Raw genomic sequence first — 21,023 nt, 5'->3', positions numbered from 1 at the left:
CGGCACCTATTTCCTGACAAAGGTCAGATAGGCCGGCCGCCGGCCCTCGCGAATGGCCTTCGCCTCGTAACGCGTACCCGGCCAGCCCTCATAGGGGCTGTTCCAGTCGCCGGCATCCGCCGCCTGCCATACGAAGGCGCCATGCGCCCGGCAATGCAGCAACGTCCAATTCACATAAGTGTCGATGTCGGACGCGAAACGGAACTTTGAGCCTGGCTTCAGAACGCGCGCGAAGCGGTCGAGATTGACCGCACTGACGAATCGCCGCTTCCAATGCTTCTTCTTCGGCCAGGGATCCGGGTAGAGAAGATCGATGCCGTCGAGCGAGGCCGGCGGCAGCCAATCGAGCAGCCGGGTGGCATCGTCATCGAAGACACGCAGATTGGCCAGCGGCCGCTGCCTAACCGCCATCATCATCTTGGCCATGCCATTGACGAAGGGCTCGACGCCGACAAATCCGGTTGTCGGCGCCTCGATGGCGCGGTGCAGAAGATGTTCGCCGCCGCCAAAGCCGATCTCAAGGCGGACGGCCGAGACATCGGCCTCAAACAAGGTGCGCAGATCCGACGGCGCTTCAGCCGTCAGATCGAGCCGGTAGGTGCCGAGACCGCTTTCCAGCGCCGCCGCCTGCTGCGGGCGGACCGGCTTGCCGCGCCGACGGCCGAAGAAGGCTTCGGTCGCACGGCTTGGCCTGTCTTCGGGGCTCATCTGGTGCCGCAGGATCTGTCGGGCGCTCAGGCCGCGACAGCATCCTTGAGCGCCTTGGCCAGATCGGTCTTCTCCCAGGAGAAGGACCCGTCACGGCCAGCCTTGCGGCCGAAATGGCCATAAGACGACGTCTTGGCATAGATCGGCTTGTTGAGATCGAGATGACGGCGGATGCCTGATGGCGACAGGTCCATCACGGTGCGCAGCGCATCCTCGAGCTTTGCCTCGTCGACCTTGCCGGTGCCGTGCAGGTCGACATAGACCGACAAGGGCTGGGCGACGCCGATGGCGTAGGAAAGCTGGATGGTGCAGCGGTCGGCAAGCTTGGCCGCCACGACATTCTTGGCCAGATAGCGCGCCGCGTAGGCCGCCGAACGGTCGACCTTGGTGGTGTCCTTGCCGGAGAAGGCGCCGCCGCCGTGCGGTGCCGCACCGCCATAGGTATCGACAATGATCTTGCGGCCGGTCAGCCCGGCATCGCCGTCCGGTCCGCCAATGACGAACTTGCCGGTCGGGTTGATGTACCACATGCAGTCGTCGGCGATCTTGAGGTCGCCAAGCGCCTCGCGGATGTAGGGTTCGACGACCTTGCGGACCTTCTTGGAATCCCAGCTTGAATCCAGATGCTGGGTCGACAGCACGATCTGCGTGGCCTCGGCGGCCTTGCCGTCGACGTAACGGACGGTGACCTGGCTCTTGGCGTCCGGCCCGAGTTTGCCGGCCTCGCCATTGTTCTGGTGACGGGCGGCGGCCAGAAGTTCGAGGATCTTGTGGCTGTAGTAGATCGGCGCCGGCATCAGGTCCGGCGTTTCGCGGCAGGCATAGCCGAACATGATGCCCTGATCGCCGGCACCTTCTTCGCCCTGGCGATCGGCGGCGTTGTCGACGCCCTGGCCGATGTCAGGCGACTGGCCATGCAGGAGGACTTCGATCTTCGCCGTCTTCCAGTGGAAACCGGCCTGTTCGTAGCCGATCTCGCGGATAGCCTTGCGGGCGACAGATTTGAACTTCGCCGGATTCACGACAGGGTGGCCCGCCGCGTCCATGAGGACGTTGCCGGCCTTGTCCTTCTTCAGCAGCGTCTCGGGAACGCGCACCTCGCCGGCGATGACGACGCGGTTGGTGGTCGCCAAGGTCTCGCAGGCGACGCGGACTTTCCACGGGTCCATGCCGGTCTTCTTGGCCTCACGGTAGACCAGATCGACAATCTCGTCGGAAATCCGGTCACAGACTTTGTCGGGATGGCCCTCGGCAACGGATTCCGAGGTAAAGAAGTAGTTCTGCCGCGTCACGGGTGTCCCCTCTTGAAAAACGATCGGCAGGCTGCCGATTTTGGCGCGCCACGTGTTAGCGGGGCAAAGCGCTGCTCGTCAAGCGTCGCCGCCGTCTTGGCATGAATGTCGGAGCCGATATTTTATGCCACCGGCGGCGCGGTGCCGCCGGTTCGAAGCGCATTACGGATCAGTCGAGATCGTCGGCAGCGAGCGACTTCACAAGGTCGATGATCCTGCGGCGCACCTTGACGTCGGCGATCTTGACAAAGGCACGGTTGAGCTGGAGTCCCTCTGGACTGCCGCAGAATTCGACGGCGAAAGCCATTGACGCATCCTCGGCAAAACCGCGGTTGGCCGAGGATTCCTGGCCTGGCGCATCCTCGAAAAAGAAGGCGACGGGCACGCCGAGTATGGAAGCAATCGCCTGCAGGCGGCTGGCGCCGACGCGGTTGGTGCCCTTTTCATACTTCTGGATCTGTTGAAATGTGATGCCGAGATTCTCGCCCAGCTTTTCCTGGCTCATTCCGAGCATATTGCGGCGAAGCCGGACGCGGCTTCCAACGTGGATGTCTATGGGATTTGGTTTCTTCTTGTTTTCTTCTGTCATTTTTTCCTCGCCGAATTTTTTCGGCTTTGTGATTTTTTTCTCGCCCAAACAAAGCCGGAGGCGACTGCCCCAACAGTATGATCCACCGGCTTCGAGAAATTTCAGGCGGTACAGTATGAGTTTCTAATGTGCCAACTGTCAATTCACCCGTAGCCTTTGCCTTACGTTCAACAGTGCCCCGCCCAGCGCAAACAGCAACGTGATCAGCATTCCGTTAATGCGTCGCTGACCCTCGGAAACGACTGTCTGTTCGGCAATAGGCACCTTCACATCGATGGCCCCGCGCGCGTCGATCGCCAGCGCATCGACGATGCGCCCACGTTGGTCGACAACGGCCGAGATGCCGTTGTTGGCGGCACGCAACAAGGGCAACCCGTTCTCCACAGCGCGAATCTGAGCCTGCCTGAAATGCTGATACGGCCCCGGCGTGTCGCCGAACCAGGCATCATTGGTAACGTTCACAATAAGCTGTGCTGACGTAGCGTCAACTGCCACCAGGTCGGGAAAGATCACCTCATAACAGATAAATGGCAGGGCACGGAGGCCGCCCGGCAGCGTGATGGCGTGGCGCTCGTTGCCGGCCGTGAACGTCATCGGCCCGGCGACGAGCTGTTCGATGCCGAAACGGCTGAGCAGGTCGGCAAAAGGCAGGTACTCGCCGAACGGCACCAGATGGACCTTGTCGACGGCATCGGCGATTTCACCCTTGTCGTCGATCGCCACCACCGAATTATAATAGCGGCTGTCGGCGCCGGCGGCCGAGCCGCCTTCCTCGCGAACGACGCCGGCGATCAGCATCTGGCCGTCGCCCAGCATGTCGCCCAGCGCCGTCAACGCGTCAGGGCGCTCGGTGAAAAGGAACGGCACCGATGTTTCCGGCCACAGGATCAGCTGCGGCTTGTCGTGACCGGGGTCCGGCGCCTTGGCGGACAGGCCCAGCAAGGTGGCGAAGATGCGATCGCGCACCGAGGCGTCCCACTTCTCCGACAGGTCCACGGCCGGCTGAACGATGCGGACATTCAAGCTGCGATCCGCAGGTTTTTCGGGAGCGGCGAGCCTGACATAGCCGAAGCCGACATGGGCCGCGGCGAGGGCGACAAACAGCGCCGCCCCAAGGCGCAGGTGCCGGCGCGCCGCCAGCAGCGCCGGCAGCGCGAAGAGGAACACGGCGAGCGCGTTCATGCCGATCATGCCGGTCACCGAGACGCTCTGCATCAGAAGGGGCACGGGCATCGCCGCGTAGCCGATCGCATTCCAGGGAAAACCTGTGAACAAGAAGCCGCGCAGCCACTCCGCCAGCGCGAAGCCGAAGGCGAGTGCCGCGATGCGGCCGATGTCGCTGCTCCACAAAAGCCGGGCGACCACCGTTGCAAAGCCATAGAAAAAGGCGAGCGCGAAGGGAATGCCGACCACCGCGAACGGAAGCGCCCAGGCAAAGCTGTCGGCCTCGACCAGCAACGCCGAACCGATCCACCAGAGACCGGCGAGGAAATAGCCGAAGCCGAACCACCAGCCGACGGCAAAAGCCGGCCGCAGGCGCCGGACCAGGCTGCCGGAGGCTTCGCCGGTCGCGCCGTCGAGCAACCAGACCAGCACCGGAAACGAGATGAAGCAAGCGGCGAAGAAATCGTATGGCGCCTGGCCAAGCACCGCCAGGGCGCCTGCGAGAAAGGCCACGAGCGCGCGCCGCCAACCCCAAAGCAGAATTATCCGGCCGGCAAGGCGCACCATGCATACTTCCGAGTCGTGCGAATCAGGAAGAAAGATTTAACAGGCCGCGGTCCGCGCTCCAAACGCCGGCCGGTCGACCACGGTTTCCCACCAAGGCGACTACCGGTGCCAGCCTTCTATCCGCACGCCACCAAGCCGTTCGGCCTCCTCGCGGGACACGACGCGGATCGTCTGCGAGAAAGTCCAGACGTGGCCTTCGGGATCGCGCGCCCGATACTGGCGTTCGCCGTAGAACCGGTCCGCCGGCTCCTGGATTATTACAGCACCGGCCGCCCGCGCCTGCTCGCAATGGCCATCCAGTCCGACCTTCAGTCTGACATAGACCGACTGCGTGTTCTTGCCCGAGACCGAAACGGGGCTGGCGACATAGTCGCTCCATTCGGAATCGACGATGATGGTGCAATCGCCGAACCGCATCTCGGCGTGGACGAGCTTGCCCTCGGCATCGCTGACCACCATGCTGCGCTCGAAGCCGAAAGCCGCTTCGAGCCAATCCAGCGCAGCGCGCGGATCCCTGTAGAAGACACCGGAACCCAGGCTCGCATGCTTGAACGGGTCGTCGATCGTCATCGAGCGCGCGAAACGCTCACGCCTGCTCGGTGCGCGCCGTGGCGCGCCGGCGTCGCTCGCCCTTCTGGCTCTGCACGATGCGCACGCGCTTGACGCGGCGCGGATCGGCATCGAGCACATGGAACTCGAAACCGGGGATGGCCTGCACCACCTCGCCGCGCGCCGGCACGCGGCCGAGCGTGTTGAAGATCATGCCGCCGATGGTGTCGACATACTCGCCATGTTCGCCGGCAGCGAAACCCTCACCGATCATCTTGGCGACTTCGTCGATCTCGGCCTTGCCGTCGACCACGAACACGCCGTCACCGGCCTGGGTGATCATCGGCTCGTCGTCGTCATGCTCGTCCTCGATGTCGCCGACGACCATTTCGACGATGTCCTCGAGCGAGACAAGCCCGTCCGTGCCGCCATATTCGTCGATGACCAGCGCCATCTGCGTGCGCGTCGTCTGCATGCGGCCCATCAGGTCGGAGGCAAGCATCGACGGCGGCACGAACAGAACCTGGCGGATCAGGTTGAGCTCGCCGATGGTGCGCGAAAGGTCGACCTGGGCAAGGTCGAGCTGCGTGGCGACGGGCGTCTTCCTGGTCGTGCGGCCCTTCTTGACCCGCGCGAGCTTGGTGATGTGGGCCAGAACGTCGCGGATATGGACCATGCCGCGCGGGTCGTCGAGCGTCTCGAAATAGACCGGCATGCGGGAATGGCCGGATTGTTCGAAGGTGCCCAGGAGGTCGCCGAGCGTCGTCGTGATCTCGACCCCCTGGATGTCGGTGCGCGGCACCATGACGTCCTCTACCCGCACCTCGCGCAGGCGCAAGATGTTGTTGAGCATGGCGCGTTCGCCAGGCGAAAAGGCGCCGGCATCACTCGCCGTCTCGGCCAGCGCGCCGGCGATTTCCTCGCGCAGGCTGGTGCCGTTGCGTTGCCGGAACAGGCCCAGCACGCGTTCGAACAGGGAGGGGCCGGCAGGCGAAGTTTCGCTGGCAACGCTGCCGATGCTGGCAGCACCAGGAGTAACGGTACTCGGACTTGATCCCTCTTCCGACGTATCGGAAGCCTTGGGCGCACTGCCGGCGTCGGGGCGGGCGGCAGTCTCTGGTTTGTCGTTCATCTTCGTCCGGTCAATTGGTCTTTTGTAGTTACGCGTAGGGATCGGGAATGGCAAGCCTTGCAAGCGCTGCGCGTTCGACGGCTTCCATCGCCTCGGCCTCGGTGTCGGTCTCGTGGTCGTAACCCATGAGGTGCAGCAGGCCGTGGATCACGAGATGGGTGATATGGTTCTCCACGGGCTTGTCTTCCAGTGCCGCCTCGCGCGCCACGGTTTCGGCGGCGAGCACGATGTCGCCGAGCATCGGCGGCAATGGACCATCCTTCACATGCGGAAAAGCCGGGAAAGACAAGACGTTGGTGGGCTTGTCCTTGCCGCGCCAGTCCGCATTCAAGGTGCGGATATGAGCGTCGTCGGAAAAAACGATGCTGAGTTCGGAATGTCCTGCCGCACCAGTTTCGGCGAAAGCAGCCGCGACAGCGCGATCGACCAATCGCGCCAGGCTTGCCTCAGCGGGCCAGTCGCCCGCTTCAATCGATATATCGATCTCGATGGGAAGGCTCCCGTCGACGGATGTGCTGTCCTCAGGCATGAGGCCGCATCGTCAGATCAATTCTCGGCACCGAGGCCGCGCGCCAGCTTGGCGTCGCGGTCATAGGCCCTGACGATTTCCGCCACCAGCGGATGGCGAACGACGTCGATATCGTTGAAGCGCACGGTTACCGCTCCGGCCACACCGTCGAGCACACGCAAGGCCTCGACCAAGCCCGATTTGGTGCTCGGTGGCAGGTCGATCTGGGTGGGATCGCCGGTGACGATCATGCGCGAGTTCTCGCCGAGACGGGTGAGAAACATCTTCATCTGCATCGGCGTGGTGTTCTGCGCCTCGTCGAGGATGACGGCGGCATGCGCCAGCGTGCGGCCGCGCATGAAGGCGAGCGGCGCGATTTCGATGACTTCGGCGGCAATCGCACGCTCCACCTTGTCGGCCGGCATCATGTCGTAAAGTGCGTCATAGAGCGGCCGCAGATAGGGATCGACCTTCTCCTTCATGTCGCCCGGCAGGAAGCCCAGCCGTTCGCCCGCCTCGACGGCCGGCCGCGACAGGATGATGCGTTCGACCATGCCGCGTTCGAGCAGCATGGCTGCGTGCGCCACCGCCAGATAGGTCTTGCCGGTGCCGGCCGGACCGATGCCGAACACCAGTTCCGACCGCTCCAGCGCCCGCATATAGGCGTCCTGGTTGAGCGAGCGGGCATAGATCGTCTTCTTGCGGGTGGCGATCTGGGCAGCGGAAACCTTGCCCTTGCGCTCCAGCGTCGGCAGCGAGAGCTGATCGTCGGCGGCGACCGCCATGCGCACGGCGCCATCGACGTCGGACTGGCCGATATCGACGCCCTTCTGGAGGATCCCGTAGAGATTGTCCAAGGCGCGGCGTGCCTGTTCGGCGGCCGAAGCGGATCCCTTGATGGTCAGCTGGTTGCCGCGCGAGCGTATGTCGACGCCGAGCTTTTGCTCGAGCCGGGCGAGGTTTTCATCGAACTGGCCGTAAAGGGCGCTGGCAAGCTTGTTGTTGTCGAAAGTCAGAACGATGTGCGCCATATCAGAAGCCCCAGATGCCGGTACCGGGGGCAGGTTCTTCAGCTCTGCTGCGCTCAACCGTCTCTCCTCATCTGCCGAGACCCTCAGGCCAATTCGGCGAACAGGCTGTTGTAGCCCGTCTTCGTGATTCGCACCTGGATAATGTCACCGATTTCGCCGGCCTTTTCATCAACAATAACCGGCTGCAGCCAAGGCGAGCGGCCAACCTTCTGGCCGGCCTGCCGGCCAGGCTTCTCGATCAGCGTGTCGATTGTACAGCCAACCAGGCTCAAGCCGAAATCCTGCTGTTGCTTCAGAAGCAGTGCCTGCAGACGCTGCAGGCGCTCGTCCTTGACCGTTTCCGGCACGTGATCGGCCATCTCGGCGCCCGGCGTCCCCGGACGCGGCGAATATTTGAACGAAAAGGCCGAGGCGTAGTTCACCTGGCGTACCAGTTCCATGGTCGCCTCGAAATCGGTTTCCGTCTCGCCAGGGAAGCCGACGATGAAATCGCCTGATAGCGCGATGTCGGGCCGGGCAGCGCGGATGCGGTCGAGCAGCGCCAGATAATCCCTGGCCGTGTGCCTGCGGTTCATCGCCTTGAGGATGCGGTCCGATCCGGACTGCACGGGTAGATGCAAATAGGGCATCAGCGACGGCAGGTCGCGGTGGGCGGCGATCAGTTCGTCGTCCATGTCGCGGGGATGGCTGGTGGTGTAACGCAGCCGCGCCAGCCCCGGAATTTCGGCCAGCCGGAACAGCAGCCGGCCAAGGCCCCATTCCTCGCCATTCTCACCCTGGCCGTGCCAGGCATTGACGTTCTGGCCAAGCAGCGTCACCTCGCGCACCCCAGCCTCGGCCAGGCGCTCGGCCTCGGCGACGATCTGCGCCACCGGCCGCGAGACTTCGGAGCCCCTCGTGTAGGGCACGACGCAGAAGGTGCAGAACTTGTCGCAGCCTTCCTGCACGGTGAGGAAGGCGGTCACGCCGCGCTTGATGACCTCGGCGCGCTTCGGCTGCGGCAGATGCTCGAACTTGTCCTCGATGGCATAGTCGGTCTCGACGATCTTCTCGCCACCGCGCACTCTCGCCAACACGTCTGGCAGGCGATGATAGGTCTGCGGCCCAATGACCAGATCGACGGCGGGCGAACGGCGGATGATCTCGGTGCCTTCGGCCTGCGCCACGCAGCCGGCAACGCCGATCAACATATCGAGGCCGACGCTGGCGCGCTCCGCCTTCATGTCGCGGATGCGGCCGAGTTCGGAATAGACCTTTTCGGCGGCTTTTTCCCTGATATGGCAGGTGTTGAGCAGCACCAGATCGGCCTCGCCGATGGCGTCGGTCGCGGTATAGCCGTCGGCGGCCAGCGCATCGGCCATGCGCTGTGAATCATAGACGTTCATCTGGCAGCCATAGGTCTTGATGAAGACCTTTTTCGCGGCCACGGTGTGCACCGCCGGCTGTCCAGCCAGCGTGCCGATGTCGTCGTTTTCAATCGTGTTCAAGTCCATCTGGCGGCTTCTAACGCCTTTCCGTGACAAAAAACAGACGATTCTCGCCCTGCGCCCGCAGACACGGAGCCGGAATTAGCGGCTCGGGCGCGGATCGGCGAGTGCCGCCATCATCATATCGCGCACCTGGCTTTCCATCAGCTTCGCCGTTTCCTTGCGGTTCGAACCCTTGGAAAACGCGATCGGCTCGCCGAAATGCACTTCGACATCGAGTGCGCCTTCCGCCATCAGCACCTTGAGATGCGGCATCAAATCCTCGTCACCGATCCAGGCCGAGATCGGCCGGTGGCGGCGGCCGAGCGGCACGCCGTGCAGGCGGGTATAGGCAATCGCCACCGGCTGGATGAAGACCTGCTCGGCCGAGCCCTCCGAAATCGCCATCGAGGCGGCGCCGAACAGGGTGCTCTTGAAAGGCAGGATGGCATTGCCGTCACCGGTCGAGCCCTCAGCGAACAGCACCATGGCGTCGCCCTTGGCCATGCGATTGGCGATCTCGCTCGCCTGGTCGCCCGAGGAGCGCTTGCGCTCGCGCTCGATGAAGACGGTGCGCTGCAGCTTCGACAGCATGCCGATCAGCGGCCAGCCTTCCATATCGGCCCTGGCGATGAATTTTACATCGGCAAAAGAGCCCAGAACCATGATGTCGGTCCAGGAAATGTGGTTCGAGGCAACCAGCAAGGGCCGTTTGTCGGCCAGCGTCCCGTTGACATGGACGCGCAGGCCGAGCGCCCTGAGGATCAGCCGATGCCATATCTTGAGGATGAATGTTTCCGGCCACCAGCCGGTCTTCATCGACAGTATCTGCAACGGCACGAGGATCAGCGAACCGGCGACGACGAGGCACAGGGCCAGGAAAATTCTGATTTTCTTGATCATCGCCCTACCCCGGTCTTCTGGCTAGCGAAGATCGCGGCGCATGACAAGCGCGCCGGTCGGTCCGCGATCAGGCGATCTGTAGTAGTCCGGCCGCTTGCCGACCTCGCGGAAGCCCAGCCGCCGATAGAGGGCGATCGCGGCGACATTGGTCTCGTCGACCTCGAGGAACAGCGCTTCGGCGCGCTGCGCGTGCAGTTCACGCAGCACCGCATCCATCAGCTGCCAGCCAAGTCCCTGGCGGCGATGCGATCGCGCCACCGCAACAGTCAGGATCTCGCCCTCGCCGGCGGCCAGCCGGGCCAGCACGAAGCCGACCGGCGGCTTGGCGCCCTGCCCGGTTTCGCGTGCGGCGTAACCGAACACGGTGTCCTGTTCGAGCAGGGAGGCGAACTCGCCATCGGTCCATGGGCGGACGAAGTCCTCGCGATGCAGCAGCGAGACGGCCTGGCTGTCGGTGATCCTGAGCGGCTCGAGCGCGTAGTCCCGGCGGCGCGGCTGGAGGAAAGGTATGCGCATTAATTTTTTTGCCTCGAAAGGATGAATCCGGCCTGCGGCTTGGCGTCCGCACCGCGCAAATAAAGCGGTTTCGGCCTTTCGCCCTGCCCCTTTGCGGCGGCCAGCCGGGCGTAGGTGAGAATGTCGGCGGTGGCCGTCCGAGGCCCGACATCGAAGCCACGACCGGCCGATGCGGCGATCTGTGCTGCCGCAGTGCCCGCAAGCACCGCAGAGCTTTCGATCGCCATTCCAGTGGCCTCAGCAAACGTGGTCACAGCCGGACCGTAAGTCAAAACTGACGTTTCATCGTAGACAGCGGCATGGATCTCTTCACGCCCGGCATCGAGCGCCGCCAGCACGGCGCGGCCGGGAAATGCCGCTGCTGCTTCACCCGCCAGCGCATCGAGCGTCGTCACACCGATCGCGGGAACCTTGAGCGCCAGCGCCAGACCACGCGCGGTCGAGACGCCAACGCGCAAGCCGGTGAAGGAACCTGGGCCAACGGAGACGGCAATGGCGCCAAGACCGGCATAGTCGGTCGCGCCCGCCTTCAGCGCCTCGGCGATGACCGACATCATGTGCTCGGCATGACCTTTGCCGAGATCGAGCACCGAGCGGCCAAGCTCCAGCCCAGCCGCCGCGTCGTAGACGCAGGCGGCGCAGAGGCTGGCGGCACAGTCGATGGCAAGCACTTTCATGAAACAACCGGTTCCGAGAAACATTTCCCTGTGCCCGCCAAGGCGCGCCACCGCAAGCATAATTTGTTAAGCGGCTTCGCTTCGACCGGCGCGCTATGCCACCTGTTCGATGCGCAGCATGTGGTTGTCCCAGACATAGTCCGGCTCGGACCGCATCGCACCGCTGCCTTCGATGATCTCGCCCGCACCCGTGGTGGCCATGAAGCCAGTCCCATCCGGCGCCACGCCGCAGACCTCGACCAGCGCGCTGTTCGAGAGGACTTGGCCGCTGGCGGCATCGATCACGACCAACGAATTGCCTTCCGGCGACGATACGGCGACGGTGCCGGATCCAGGGTTGGTGGCGACCGAGCCGATATAGTTGCGGAAGCCGGCCAGCACGTCCCCCGGCATGTCGAGCAACTGCAAGTCCTTGCCGCGCGTGGCACGGCCGACCAGCAGCGGACGATCCGTGCCCGCCCCCCTGTACTGGCAACCGAACCAGACGGTGCCGGCCTGGTCGGTGTCCATGTGGCGGATCGACAGTTGGTGCAGTGGCGCCGGCAGTTCGTGCTTTTCGATGAGATCGCCGGTGACGCGGTCGACCAGCACATAGGACGGCCTCATGGTGGCGATGTTGAGCTCGGCCCGGCCGTAATCCGGATGGGTCTCGATGCCGCCATTGGCAACCGCGATCGTCCTGCCGTCGCCCAGCAGCAGAAGCTCGTGCGGCCCCATGCCATAGGTCGGGAATTCGCCGATACGGCTGAATTTGGCGCGCGCATCGTAGATGCCGACGACCCCGGCGGCGTTGTCGAAGTCGTTCTCGGTGGCGTAGAGCAAGGCGCCGTCGGGCGAGAATACACCATGGCCGAAGAAATGCCGGCCAGGGATGCTGGCGATGGTCAGCGGGGCGTCGCGCCCGGTGTGATCGAAGACGACAGCGAAGGTGCCGGGCTGGCGGGCGAAGACAACCGAACGCTTCGACATCGGGTCGAAGGTGACGTCATGGCCGCGATCAGGCAGGTCGATCGCGTGCAGAACCTTGCCGGCCTCGGACAGGACGGCGGCGCCAAAACTGCCGTCACGCTTGACGAAGGCGGTGGCGAAGACAGCGTCCGCCGCAAGCGTCATGGCCCACGCCGACGGCGCCATCGCCGCGGCAAAGCCGATGCCCGCGGCCCGGAGAAAATCCCGGCGATCGATGAGTGGCGTTTTCAAGGATCAGTCTCCATCCAGCGACGAGAAGCCGGCGGTCAGGCCGAATTCGGCGGTCAGCCGGGTGCCGATCAGAGTCGACAGGCTGGAGGTGATCAGCGCGAAATGCTCAAGCTTGCCGCGCAGCGCCGGATCGGCAAGCGCCTTGTCGATCGGACCCTGGACCGACTTCGCGGTGGTGACGCCGTTGACGAGCTGGATGTGGATCGATTCCGCCATCCAGCGCGCATCTTCAGGCAATGCGTCGCCAAGCTTCGAGACCCGGAACAGCCGATCGATGCCGTCCAGGTTTCCGGCCAGCGAATTGCCGCTGTTTTGCGAGCGCCAGTAGATCGCCTGTTTCGGCTTGTCGGCCTCGGGCTTGCCACCCAGAAACCCCTTCAGGCGGACATCGCGAACCATTTCCAGCTCGTTGATGAAGACGCCGACCAGTTCGGTCACGGCTTCGTTGCCGTCGCGGTAAAGCGGGTTTTGCGGCCCTGGATTGGCCCAAAGCGCGGCAAAGCCGTCGGGCTTGTTCCAGGCGTCGTTGACGTCTTTGGCCATGATCTCGATATTGCCGGCAACCGCCGCGCCGTAGGCGCAGCGGTAGGGATCGTCCTTGCCCGCCAACGCATCGGCGCCGTCGCCGAAAAGCACGAATTCCAGCGCGCCCAACCCTTGCATGGCAACGCTCTTGCCGGCCAGTTGCGCCGGGTCGGTTGCGGTCGGGTCCTTGGCCGACAATGCCGCCTGCACCTGCTTCAGGCCGATGCTCTTGCGGTCCGGCCAGAACAGCATGCGCTCCAGCCGGTTGTTTTCCTTGACCGGCCCAATGCCGATGATCTCGGCCGACGACCAGGCATAGACCGTGGCCGAAAATTCGGTCCGCGCCGCGTCGAGTTCCTCTGGCGAAGGCGCTTCGCACAGCTCGTGCATCGCCTTCGCCAAGGTTTGCGTGTGCGCATGCAGGCCGGCATAGGCCGGGCGGACAAAGCCGTCGATCGCGCCCTGGATGACATCGGAGGCCTTCACCGTCGCCGATGCGGGCAAAGAGCCCAGCAAGGCCAGCGGAAGAACGAGAAACAGCGCGGAACGGTTCAGCATCAAAGTGACTCCAGGAATTTGAGCAACGCACTGCGCTCAGCGGCGTCGGCGGCGGCAAAACGGTCGCGCGCCTTCTGGCCCTCGCCACCATGCCACAGGATCGCCTCGGTCAGGCTGCGCGCGCGTCCGTCATGCAGAAAGAAGGAATTGCCGTTGACGGTCTCGGTAAGGCCGATGCCCCACAGCGGCGGGGTGCGCCATTCGTTGCCCGTGGCCTCACCCACGGCCTGTCCGTCGGCAAGATCGGACCCCATGTCGTGCAGCAGGAAGTCGGAATAGGGCCAGATCAGCTGGAAGGCCTGCGCCTTGTCAGGGGCATCACGGCGGGTGACGAATTTCGGCGTGTGACAGGAAACGCAGCCGATGTCGTAGAAGACCTTCTTGCCGGCGAGCACATCGGGCGCGTCGCGATCGCGGCGCGCCGGCACAGCCAGGTTCCGCGAATAGAAGGTGACGAGATCCATCACCGGTGGCGGCGCTTCGGCGGAACCAAGACGCTGCTGTACGCCGTTTGGCATGGCAAGGCATTTTGCCTGCGCGGCGGTGCAGTCACCCCAGTGTTTTGGTTCTTCCGGCGTCGAGATACCGATGTCGCCGGCAAAGGCATCGGCCGCCTGCTGGCGGATCGATGCGGTCTGCGCCTTCCAGCCGAAACGGCCAAGCGTCAGTTCCCCGCCCTGGCCGTCGCGCACGATGTTCGGCCTGCCGGAAATGCCGTCGCCGTCACGGTCTTGCGGATCGGCATGGGCCAGAATATCGGCCGGCGCGATCTGCTCGATCAGGCCTAGCCCGATCATCGGCGGCGTCAGGCGCGGCGACAATGTCGTACGCGGATCAAGCGGCCCATAGACGAGATCGGTGACCGAATAGCTGGGCTTGCGCAGGGAAACCACGGTGCCATCCGTCAACTCTACCTTACGTTCCTGATAGTCGACATGCATCCTGCCTTCGCCGCGCAGGCCGGGCACCGCCAACTCCTGCAATTGCGAGCCATAGACCCGGTCGGGGAAGTTGAGCACCTGGTGATCGGCAAGGGCGGCCTTCTCTTCCGCGCTGCTGGCGTCTCGGGCCAAGCGCAGGAACATCGAGGTGCTGCCAAGGTCGCCTTGCGGCGGACGGCCGCGGCCATCCTTCAGATGGCAATTCTGGCAAGCGCGTTCGTTGAACAGCGGGCCAAGCCCGTCCGAGGCCTGCGTCGAGGATGGCGACGACACCCAGTTCTTGCGGAACAGCGCATTGCCGAGCTCGAAGGTGCCTTCTTCCTCGAAGGTGATGTTGGCCGAGAATTGCGAGAAGGCGTCGCGGTTGACGTCCTTCTCAGAGGTTCCGGCGCCACCCTGCATCAACTCGAACCGTTCGGGCCTGGAGAAATCCGCGGTCGGCCTGGTGATGGCGGTGACACGCGCCTGATCCTTCGCATCGAGGTCGGTGCGCGTGGTGGCGAGGCCGGAGGGTTGAAGGTCGCCGGCCAGCGCCGACGAAGTCAGCGCCAGCACGAGAATGGCGCAGCGCCGACCCGTCGAGCCGGCTGGCGTCTTCCGAAGGTGCGGCGAGCTTTCGGCCCGCCGCGAGCGGCGCAAGAATTCTAAGGGGCGCCGCATTCCCGCATATCCTTACTCCGCGTCGTCCGCCGATGCGGCGTTGAGCTGGCCGTATTTTTCCTCGCCGATCGAGGCAAGCAGATCGAGCTGCGTCTCCAGGAAGTCGATATGCCCCTCCTCGTCGGCCAGCAATTGCTCGAACAGCTTCATCGACACATAGTCGCCGGCCTCGTTGCAGATTTCACGCGAGCGCTTGTAGGCGGTGCGTGCGTCATATTCGCCGGCAAGGTCGGATTCGAGCACTTCCTTGACGTTCTGCCCGATGCGCAACGGCGCCACGGACTGCAGGTTCGGATGGCCTTCGAGGAAGATGATGCGGGCGACGAGCTTGTCGGCGTGGTGCATCTCCTCGATCGATTCCGCCCGCTCCTTCTTGGCCAGCTTGGCATACCCCCAGTCCTCGAGCAGACGGAAATGCACCCAATACTGATTGACCGCTCCGAGTTCCAAGAACAGAGCTTCGTTAAGCCGCTCGATGACCTGCGGTTCGCCTTTCATGAATTCTGCTCCCGTATTGGACGCGCAGGCCCCTGACGCGGTCCAGGTGTGAAACGATGTCCACGCCATTCGCCTCCGAGCGGGCGTGGTAGTTCTCGGTGACCCGAATGATCGTTTCGACCACATTTGGGAAGCAGCCGCAACAACGACCGCGCTTCTGCATCGTGTGGTAGACCTTTGCCGGCACGATAAGTTGCCAGGGATCCTGATCCAGCAGATCGATGATCGTCTGCTCGATCTCTTTCTCGGTGATGATGTTGCAATGGCAGATCAGCATTTACAGTGCCCGGATGGCTGACGGCGCCTTCCGCGCCGTGTGGCTGTTTCGCTTCCGGAGCCCACTCCGAAGCCGATTATTGGGCTCCGGACCAGCTCCCGTTCGGCGCTTACTTGAACACCTTGTCGGGTGCGTCAAGGCTGTCGGAGCCCTCGAAGGCGATGGCGTTGAGCTTCAGGGAACCGACGGCGCGCTCGATCGACTTGGTCTGGTCGATCAAGGCGTCGATCGCGGCCTGCACGGTCGCATTGCCTTCGGTGTTGCCCTCGGCGATCTGCTGGTCATAGGCCTCGCCGGCCTCGGCCCGAGCCTTGATCGCCTCCATCTTGGCGACGGTGACGTCGAGCTTGTCAGACAGTTCCTTGTCGATCGCCGGATCGGCAGCCTTCACCATCTCGTGCACCGAAGGCCCCGAGACGACAGTGCCATCGAGCCTGGTATAGCTGGCGAGATAGGCGGCGCGGATGCCGATGGCGTCGTTGAGATGCGAGTTGTAGGTGTTGTCGGAGAAGCAGTCGTGCTCCTCTTCGGGATCGTGCAGCAAGAGGCCGAGCTTCATGCGCTCGCCGGCCAGTTCGCCGTAGGACAGCGAGCCCATGCCGGTGAAGATCGTCGAGATGGCGGTGTTCGGCTCGCCGTCGGCCAGGGCCTTGCGCGCCGCGCCATCCGCCTTCCAGTTGCCGACCATCTCCTGCAGGTCCGAAACCAGGAGGGTGCTTGCGGACTTCAGATATTCGGCACGGCGGTCGCAATTGCCGCCGGTGCAGTTCTTGAGGTCATAGTCGGTATAGGGGCGCTCGCCGGCGCCCGGGCCGGTGCCATGCAGGTCCTGGCCCCAGAGCAGGAACTCGATGGCGTGATAGCCGGTGGCGACGTTGGCTTCAACGCCGCCAGCCTCCTGCAGCGTACCGGAGAGGAATTCCGGCGAAAGCTTCGAGGCGTCGACCTTCTTGCCGTTGATCTCGATTTCCTTGTTGGCGATCACATTGGCCGTATAGAGCGAATTCGCATCGGACTCGGTGCCGTAGCTCTTGGCGACATAGTCGATCAGGCCTTCGTCCAGCGGCCAGGAATTCACCTTGCCCTCCCAGTCGTCGACGATCTTGTTGCCGAAACGGTAGACCTCGGTCTGCTGGTAGGGAACGCGCGACGCCTTCCAGGCCTCGCGTGCGGCGTTGAGCGTATCCGCCGACGGGTTGGCGAGCAGCGCGTCGACCGCCTTGTCGAGGGCTTGCGCCGTGGTCAGCGAATCCTCGTATTTGGCGAGCGCGATGTCGGAATAAGTCGTGATGACCGCTTTAGCATCGGTCTGCGCCTTGGCGGGCAGCACGAACACCGCTGCCGTCAGCAAGGCCGTGGCGCCCATCGCCGCAAGCCTGCCGCCATATCGTGCTGTCATTATCGCTCTCCAGTTTCTCGGGAATTTCATGAATGGCGCGCGCGGCAACCCGCGCCAGGCCACATCGATGCCATAAGGCACAAGACTTGCCGCGTCATCGCGCGGTTCGCGGAAGAAAGACACCAAAAATGCCTCCAATCGAACGGGTTCAAGGCCCAAACATCAGGGGATGCGCTAGCGCGCAGGTTTCCATAAAGCTTCGACGCCGATGGAAGTCAACGAAAATCGACAGGAAAAGCCAATTGAAACAATAGTTTAGAACTATTCTAAACTACAACGGTCAACTTTATGACCTTGCTGCACCGTCCTTGCCCGGGACTGCAGGCCAGGGAACTGCACGATTGACAGCCGCCATTCCGGGTGCGACCCGCAGACACGCTCTTGCGGCGGCGTCAGACAATTGCCACTTGGCGAGACATCCTAGAATCGAACCGGGATTGGAATGCGATGAAGAACGGCGTGGTCATTGTCGGTGCGGGTCATGCAGGCGTGCAAGCGGCGGCAAGCCTGCGCGAGGATAGCTATGACGGGCCGGTGATCCTCATCGGTGATGAGAACGAACTGCCCTATCACAAGCCGCCGCTGTCGAAGACCTTCATCAAGGATGCCGAAGCCAAGCCGCAACCCTTGCGTGGCGAAGCCTTCTACACCGGCAACGCCATCGACTACCGGCCCGGCATCAGGATCGAGCGCATCGATGCCGGCCGTCGCAGCCTGGAGATCGCCGGCGGCGGCGCACTTGCCTTCGACCATCTGGTCCTGGCGACCGGATCGCGCCCGCGCCTGCTGCCGCTGCCAGGCGCGGATCTTTCCGGCGTTTTGTCGCTGCGCTCGCTTTCCGATGCGCGGCTGATCCGGGAATTGAGTGCAAGGAGCGACGACGTCGTCATCCTCGGCGGCGGTTTCATCGGATTGGAGATCGCCGCGACGCTGCGTGCGGCCGGCCGCACGGTGACAGTGGTGGAGGCAGTCGACCGGCTGCTCGGCCGCGCGGTTGCACCGGTGGTGGCGAGCCATGTCCGCCAAAGGTTGGAAGCGACAGGTGTGCGCATCCTCACCGGCACCTCGATTGCAAAACTGGAAGGTGAAAACGGCCATGTCGCCGCCGCGATCACCTTATCAGGCGAAAGGCTGCCGGCGCGCATGATCATCGTCGGCATCGGCGCTGTGCCGAATGTCGAACTGGCGCAGGACGCCGGCCTTGCCATCGCCAACGGCATCCGCGTCGATCAGCAGATGCGCAGCCCGGTGCCGGAAATCCTGGCCATCGGCGATGTCGCCTCCTATCGGCACTGGTTCACCGGCGGCGACGTGCGGCTGGAATCGGTGCAGAACGCCACCGACCAGGCGCGGCTCGCGGCGCGCACGATCACCGGCCATGCCGATGCCTATTGCGCCGTACCGTGGTTCTGGTCCGACATTGGCGACATGAAGCTGCAGATGGTCGGGCTGACCGCCGGCGGCGACAGCCATGTCGTGCTCGGCGACCTGCCCGACAACAAGTTCTCGATCTACCATTATGCCGGGGACCGGCTGCTCGGCATCGAATCGGTCAACCGCCCCGGCGACCATATGCTTGGCCGCAAGATGCTCGGCGCCGGGTTTTCGCCGAAGCCGGAGACCGTTGCGGCTGGCCCGGACGGGCTAAAGGCGGCGCTGGCCGCGTTTCAGAATACGGAGCCAGCCAAGGCCACTGCCTAGACTTGCCAATTTTTGCCATACTCCGTAAAATACCGGTATGAGCACAATGAATATCTCACTGCCTGATAGCTTGAAGCATTTCGTCGATCGGCAAGTGACCGATCGAGGCTATGGCACAAGCAGCGAGTATGTGCGTGAATTGATCCGCCGCGATCGGGATCGTCAGCTTCTGCGTGGTTTGCTCCTTGAAGGCGCGTCATCCGCGCCGGGCACTGCCATTGATGATGACTATTTCGCAGCGCTGCGAAGACGAGCGCAGGGCCAATAGATCAAGTGGCCGCAAAGGCAATCGTTCCTCGGAGCCTTGCTTTGCGGGATATCGAGGACGCCGTTGATTACTATAGGCGCGAAGTTGGTTCCCATGTGGCGTTGGGCTATGTCGATGACCTTCAAGACGCCTACCGATTGATGGCCAGCCATCCGGCATCGGGCTCTCTCAGGTATGGCTACGAAATCGGATTGCCTGGGCTACGCAGCGTGCAATTCAAGCGCCACCCATACCTGATTTTCTACATTGAACAGGCCGACCATATCGATGTGTGGCGGGTGCTGCACGCCAAGATGGACATTCCGGCCTGGCTACAGAATCCGAGCTCCTGATGGCACGTTTTACCCTCACCTTGTGGGGGGCCGCTGCGGAGCGGGGGGCGGCGCCAAGCCCCCCACCCGGACCTTCGGTCCGACCTCCCCATGAGTGGGAGGTAAAGGCTTTCAGGCGGCGCAGATTTCGCGGATCGAGCTTTCCAGGATGTCGAGCGCTTCGTTCATGACTTCGTCCTGGATGGTGATCGGCGCCAGGAAGCGGATGACGTTGCCGTAGACGCCGCAGGTCAGCAGGATCAAGCCCTTGTCGAGCGCCTTCAATCGGATGGCGTTGGCGATCTCGGCCGACGGCAAGCCTTTCTTGACGTCGTTGAACTCGACCGCGTTCATGAAGCCGAGGCCTCTTATATCGACGATCTCGGGAACGTCGTCACGGATCGACTGCAGGCGCTGCTTCAGCCGCGCGCCCAGCGTGTTGGCGCGGTCGCACAGCTTTTCGTCCTCGATCACGTCGAGTACGGCGTGTGCTGCGGCAACGCCGATCGGGCTGCCGCCATAGGTGCCGCCGAGGCCGCCGGGGCCGGGCGCATCCATGATCTCGGCGCGGCCGGTGACCGCCGACAGCGGAAAGCCGCCGGCCAGGCTCTTGGCCATGGTGGTGATGTCGGCCGCCACCTCATGATGATCCATCGCGAACATCTTGCCGGTGCGGGCAAAGCCGGTTTGCACTTCGTCGGCGATCAGCAGCATGCCATGCTGGTCGCACAGCTTGCGCAGCGCGGTCAGGAACTCGCGCGGCGCTTCGTAGAAACCGCCCTCGCCCTGCACCGGCTCGACGATGATGGCGGCGACGCGGGCCGGATCGACATCGGCCTTGAACAGCCGGTCGAGCGCGGCCAGCGAATCGGCTGTGGAGACGCCGTGCAGCGCCACCGGGAATGGCGCATGGTAGACGTCGCCCGGCATGGCGCCGAAGCCGACCTTGTAGGGAACCACCTTGCCGGTCAGCGCCATGCCCATGAAGGTGCGGCCATGGAAGCCGCCGGAAAAGGCGATGACCGCCGGTCGGCCGGTGGCGTTGCGGGCGATCTTGATGGCGTTCTCGACCGCCTCGGCGCCGGTGGTGACGAAAATGGTCTTCTTCTCGAACTTGCCGGGCAGCATGGCGTTCAGCCGTTCGGCCAGCCGCACATAGCTCTCATAGGGCACCACCTGGTGGCAGGTGTGGGTGAAGCGATCGAGCTGTGCCTTGACCGCCTCGATCACCCTTGGGTGGCGGTGGCCGGTGTTGACGACCGCGATGCCCGAGGAGAAATCGATGTAGCGGCGGCCTTCGACATCCCAGATCTCCGAGTTTTCAGCCCGGTCGGCATAGATTTGCGTGGTCATGCCGACGCCGCGCGAGATCGACTGGTTCTTGCGTTCGGAAATGGCTGAATTCTTCATGATGTCCCTCATCGGGCCGGCGCCCGTTCTCGTTTGATACCGTCTTCTGACCTTATTTCATGTTTTCCTCAAGTCGGCACCACCGGCGGGCGATTGGGCCTGCGGCAGGCGGATCCCCAACCTTGACCAGCCGTGCGATACGCGTACGAGAGCGGTTCCCTTTTTCCGGGGAT

General features: G+C 63.6%; 22 protein-coding genes. 3 read left to right on the top strand and 19 right to left on the bottom strand.

Annotated features, from left to right (window positions below; all coding sequences use genetic code 11):
• Positions 1–6 precede the first annotated feature (6 nt).
• The 18 genes from X741_RS144640 to X741_RS144725 form a co-directional block, all read right to left on the bottom strand.
• Positions 7–708 carry a tRNA (guanosine(46)-N(7))-methyltransferase TrmB gene (locus X741_RS144640; RefSeq protein ID WP_023779443.1) on the bottom strand — a complete coding sequence of 234 codons (702 nt, stop codon included), beginning with the start codon at positions 706–708 and terminating at the stop codon, positions 7–9.
• A 26-nt stretch (positions 709–734) separates the two neighbouring features.
• Positions 735–2,000 carry a methionine adenosyltransferase gene (gene metK / locus X741_RS144645; RefSeq protein WP_013891273.1) on the bottom strand — a complete coding sequence of 422 codons (1,266 nt, stop codon included), beginning with the start codon at positions 1,998–2,000 and terminating at the stop codon, positions 735–737.
• Positions 2,001–2,169: 169 nt separating this feature from the next.
• Positions 2,170–2,589: a helix-turn-helix transcriptional regulator gene (locus X741_RS144650; RefSeq protein WP_031250313.1), complete on the bottom strand. Its 420-nt coding sequence runs from the start codon at positions 2,587–2,589 to the stop codon at positions 2,170–2,172.
• A gap of 138 nt (positions 2,590–2,727) precedes the next feature.
• Positions 2,728–4,320, bottom strand: coding sequence for an apolipoprotein N-acyltransferase (gene lnt, locus X741_RS144655; protein WP_023779442.1), 1,593 nt, complete (start codon positions 4,318–4,320; stop codon positions 2,728–2,730).
• 99 nt (positions 4,321–4,419) lie between these two features.
• Entirely contained in the window at positions 4,420–4,890 is a 471-nt protein-coding gene (locus tag X741_RS144660) for a VOC family protein (protein WP_023779441.1), read from the bottom strand.
• Positions 4,891–4,906: 16 nt separating this feature from the next.
• Positions 4,907–6,001, bottom strand: a complete 1,095-nt coding sequence (locus tag X741_RS144665) for a hemolysin family protein (RefSeq protein ID WP_023779440.1) — start codon at positions 5,999–6,001, stop codon at positions 4,907–4,909.
• Positions 6,002–6,029: 28 nt separating this feature from the next.
• Positions 6,030–6,530: an rRNA maturation RNase YbeY gene (gene ybeY / locus X741_RS144670; protein WP_023779439.1), complete on the bottom strand. Its 501-nt coding sequence runs from the start codon at positions 6,528–6,530 to the stop codon at positions 6,030–6,032.
• Positions 6,531–6,547: 17 nt separating this feature from the next.
• Positions 6,548–7,540, bottom strand: coding sequence for a PhoH family protein (locus X741_RS144675; protein ID WP_023779438.1), 993 nt, complete (start codon positions 7,538–7,540; stop codon positions 6,548–6,550).
• A gap of 83 nt (positions 7,541–7,623) precedes the next feature.
• Positions 7,624–9,033 (bottom strand): tRNA (N6-isopentenyl adenosine(37)-C2)-methylthiotransferase MiaB, encoded by a 1,410-nt coding sequence (gene miaB / locus X741_RS144680; protein ID WP_023779437.1) that lies wholly within the window; start codon positions 9,031–9,033, stop codon positions 7,624–7,626.
• 75 nt (positions 9,034–9,108) lie between these two features.
• The gene (locus X741_RS144685) at positions 9,109–9,909 is read right to left on the bottom strand and encodes a lysophospholipid acyltransferase family protein (protein WP_023779436.1); all 801 of its coding nucleotides are present in this window, start codon (positions 9,907–9,909) and stop codon (positions 9,109–9,111) included.
• 21 nt (positions 9,910–9,930) lie between these two features.
• Positions 9,931–10,425: a ribosomal protein S18-alanine N-acetyltransferase gene (gene rimI, locus X741_RS144690; RefSeq protein WP_023779435.1), complete on the bottom strand. Its 495-nt coding sequence runs from the start codon at positions 10,423–10,425 to the stop codon at positions 9,931–9,933.
• Positions 10,425–11,102, bottom strand: coding sequence for a tRNA (adenosine(37)-N6)-threonylcarbamoyltransferase complex dimerization subunit type 1 TsaB (tsaB, locus tag X741_RS144695; RefSeq protein ID WP_023779434.1), 678 nt, complete (start codon positions 11,100–11,102; stop codon positions 10,425–10,427). The genes rimI and tsaB overlap by 1 nt, the downstream gene beginning before the upstream one ends.
• Before the next feature lie 93 nt (positions 11,103–11,195).
• The gene (locus X741_RS144700) at positions 11,196–12,302 is read right to left on the bottom strand and encodes a DUF1513 domain-containing protein (protein ID WP_023779433.1); all 1,107 of its coding nucleotides are present in this window, start codon (positions 12,300–12,302) and stop codon (positions 11,196–11,198) included.
• Positions 12,303–12,305: 3 nt separating this feature from the next.
• The gene (locus tag X741_RS144705; protein ID WP_023779432.1) at positions 12,306–13,385 is read right to left on the bottom strand and encodes an imelysin family protein; all 1,080 of its coding nucleotides are present in this window, start codon (positions 13,383–13,385) and stop codon (positions 12,306–12,308) included.
• A complete protein-coding gene (locus X741_RS144710) occupies positions 13,385–14,986 on the bottom strand; it encodes a di-heme oxidoredictase family protein (RefSeq protein WP_023779431.1) in 1,602 nt (533 codons plus the stop codon). The genes X741_RS144705 and X741_RS144710 overlap by 1 nt, the downstream gene beginning before the upstream one ends.
• Positions 14,987–14,998: 12 nt before the next feature.
• The gene (gene bfr, locus X741_RS144715) at positions 14,999–15,484 is read right to left on the bottom strand and encodes a bacterioferritin (RefSeq protein WP_013891287.1); all 486 of its coding nucleotides are present in this window, start codon (positions 15,482–15,484) and stop codon (positions 14,999–15,001) included.
• Positions 15,450–15,761, bottom strand: coding sequence for a hypothetical protein (locus X741_RS144720; RefSeq protein ID WP_023779430.1), 312 nt, complete (start codon positions 15,759–15,761; stop codon positions 15,450–15,452). Before X741_RS144720 ends, bfr begins: the two co-directional genes overlap by 35 nt.
• Positions 15,762–15,870: 109 nt before the next feature.
• A complete protein-coding gene (locus X741_RS144725) occupies positions 15,871–17,160 on the bottom strand; it encodes an imelysin family protein (protein ID WP_051410499.1) in 1,290 nt (429 codons plus the stop codon).
• Positions 17,161–17,607: 447 nt separating this feature from the next.
• Here X741_RS144725 and X741_RS144730 point away from each other — a divergent pair, with 447 nt between their 5' ends.
• Genes X741_RS144730 through X741_RS0135565 form a run of 3 tightly spaced genes read left to right on the top strand, consistent with a single transcriptional unit; the run spans position 17,608 to position 19,461 of the window.
• Positions 17,608–18,861 (top strand): FAD-dependent oxidoreductase, encoded by a 1,254-nt coding sequence (locus X741_RS144730; RefSeq protein WP_023779428.1) that lies wholly within the window; start codon positions 17,608–17,610, stop codon positions 18,859–18,861.
• 46 nt (positions 18,862–18,907) lie between these two features.
• The gene (locus X741_RS1000000168880; RefSeq protein ID WP_023779427.1) at positions 18,908–19,129 is read left to right on the top strand and encodes a type II toxin-antitoxin system ParD family antitoxin; all 222 of its coding nucleotides are present in this window, start codon (positions 18,908–18,910) and stop codon (positions 19,127–19,129) included.
• A 5-nt stretch (positions 19,130–19,134) separates the two neighbouring features.
• Entirely contained in the window at positions 19,135–19,461 is a 327-nt protein-coding gene (locus tag X741_RS0135565; RefSeq protein ID WP_031250309.1) for a type II toxin-antitoxin system RelE/ParE family toxin, read from the top strand.
• Positions 19,462–19,572: 111 nt separating this feature from the next.
• On the opposite strand, the gene X741_RS144735 is transcribed toward X741_RS0135565, so the two are convergent.
• Entirely contained in the window at positions 19,573–20,850 is a 1,278-nt protein-coding gene (locus X741_RS144735) for a 4-aminobutyrate--2-oxoglutarate transaminase (RefSeq protein ID WP_031250308.1), read from the bottom strand.
• Positions 20,851–21,023 lie beyond the last annotated feature (173 nt).

It is taken from the genome of Mesorhizobium sp. LNHC221B00 (genome assembly GCF_000502935.1).
Lineage (GTDB): Bacteria > Pseudomonadota > Alphaproteobacteria > Rhizobiales > Rhizobiaceae > Mesorhizobium > Mesorhizobium opportunistum.
The sequence above is the reverse complement of the archived record's forward strand: the minus strand, read 5'-3'. Positions and strand labels throughout refer to the sequence as shown.

Coding starts and splice junctions, on each gene's coding strand:
- X741_RS144640 (WP_023779443.1), bottom strand. CDS start 708: ATGAGCCCCGAAGACAGGCCAAGCCGTGCGACCGAAGCCTTCTTCGGC.
- X741_RS144650 (WP_031250313.1), bottom strand. CDS start 2,589: ATGACAGAAGAAAACAAGAAGAAACCAAATCCCATAGACATCCACGTT.
- lnt (WP_023779442.1), bottom strand. CDS start 4,320: ATGGTGCGCCTTGCCGGCCGGATAATTCTGCTTTGGGGTTGGCGGCGC.
- X741_RS144660 (WP_023779441.1), bottom strand. CDS start 4,890: ATGACGATCGACGACCCGTTCAAGCATGCGAGCCTGGGTTCCGGTGTC.
- X741_RS144665 (WP_023779440.1), bottom strand. CDS start 6,001: ATGAACGACAAACCAGAGACTGCCGCCCGCCCCGACGCCGGCAGTGCG.
- ybeY (WP_023779439.1), bottom strand. CDS start 6,530: ATGCCTGAGGACAGCACATCCGTCGACGGGAGCCTTCCCATCGAGATC.
- X741_RS144675 (WP_023779438.1), bottom strand. CDS start 7,540: ATGGCGCACATCGTTCTGACTTTCGACAACAACAAGCTTGCCAGCGCC.
- miaB (WP_023779437.1), bottom strand. CDS start 9,033: ATGGACTTGAACACGATTGAAAACGACGACATCGGCACGCTGGCTGGA.
- X741_RS144685 (WP_023779436.1), bottom strand. CDS start 9,909: ATGATCAAGAAAATCAGAATTTTCCTGGCCCTGTGCCTCGTCGTCGCC.
- rimI (WP_023779435.1), bottom strand. CDS start 10,425: ATGCGCATACCTTTCCTCCAGCCGCGCCGCCGGGACTACGCGCTCGAG.
- tsaB (WP_023779434.1), bottom strand. CDS start 11,102: ATGAAAGTGCTTGCCATCGACTGTGCCGCCAGCCTCTGCGCCGCCTGC.
- X741_RS144705 (WP_023779432.1), bottom strand. CDS start 13,385: ATGCTGAACCGTTCCGCGCTGTTTCTCGTTCTTCCGCTGGCCTTGCTG.
- X741_RS144710 (WP_023779431.1), bottom strand. CDS start 14,986: ATGCGGCGCCCCTTAGAATTCTTGCGCCGCTCGCGGCGGGCCGAAAGC.
- bfr (WP_013891287.1), bottom strand. CDS start 15,484: ATGAAAGGCGAACCGCAGGTCATCGAGCGGCTTAACGAAGCTCTGTTC.
- X741_RS144720 (WP_023779430.1), bottom strand. CDS start 15,761: ATGCTGATCTGCCATTGCAACATCATCACCGAGAAAGAGATCGAGCAG.
- X741_RS144725 (WP_051410499.1), bottom strand. CDS start 17,160: ATGACAGCACGATATGGCGGCAGGCTTGCGGCGATGGGCGCCACGGCC.
- X741_RS144730 (WP_023779428.1), top strand. CDS start 17,608: ATGAAGAACGGCGTGGTCATTGTCGGTGCGGGTCATGCAGGCGTGCAA.
- X741_RS1000000168880 (WP_023779427.1), top strand. CDS start 18,908: ATGAATATCTCACTGCCTGATAGCTTGAAGCATTTCGTCGATCGGCAA.
- X741_RS144735 (WP_031250308.1), bottom strand. CDS start 20,850: ATGAAGAATTCAGCCATTTCCGAACGCAAGAACCAGTCGATCTCGCGC.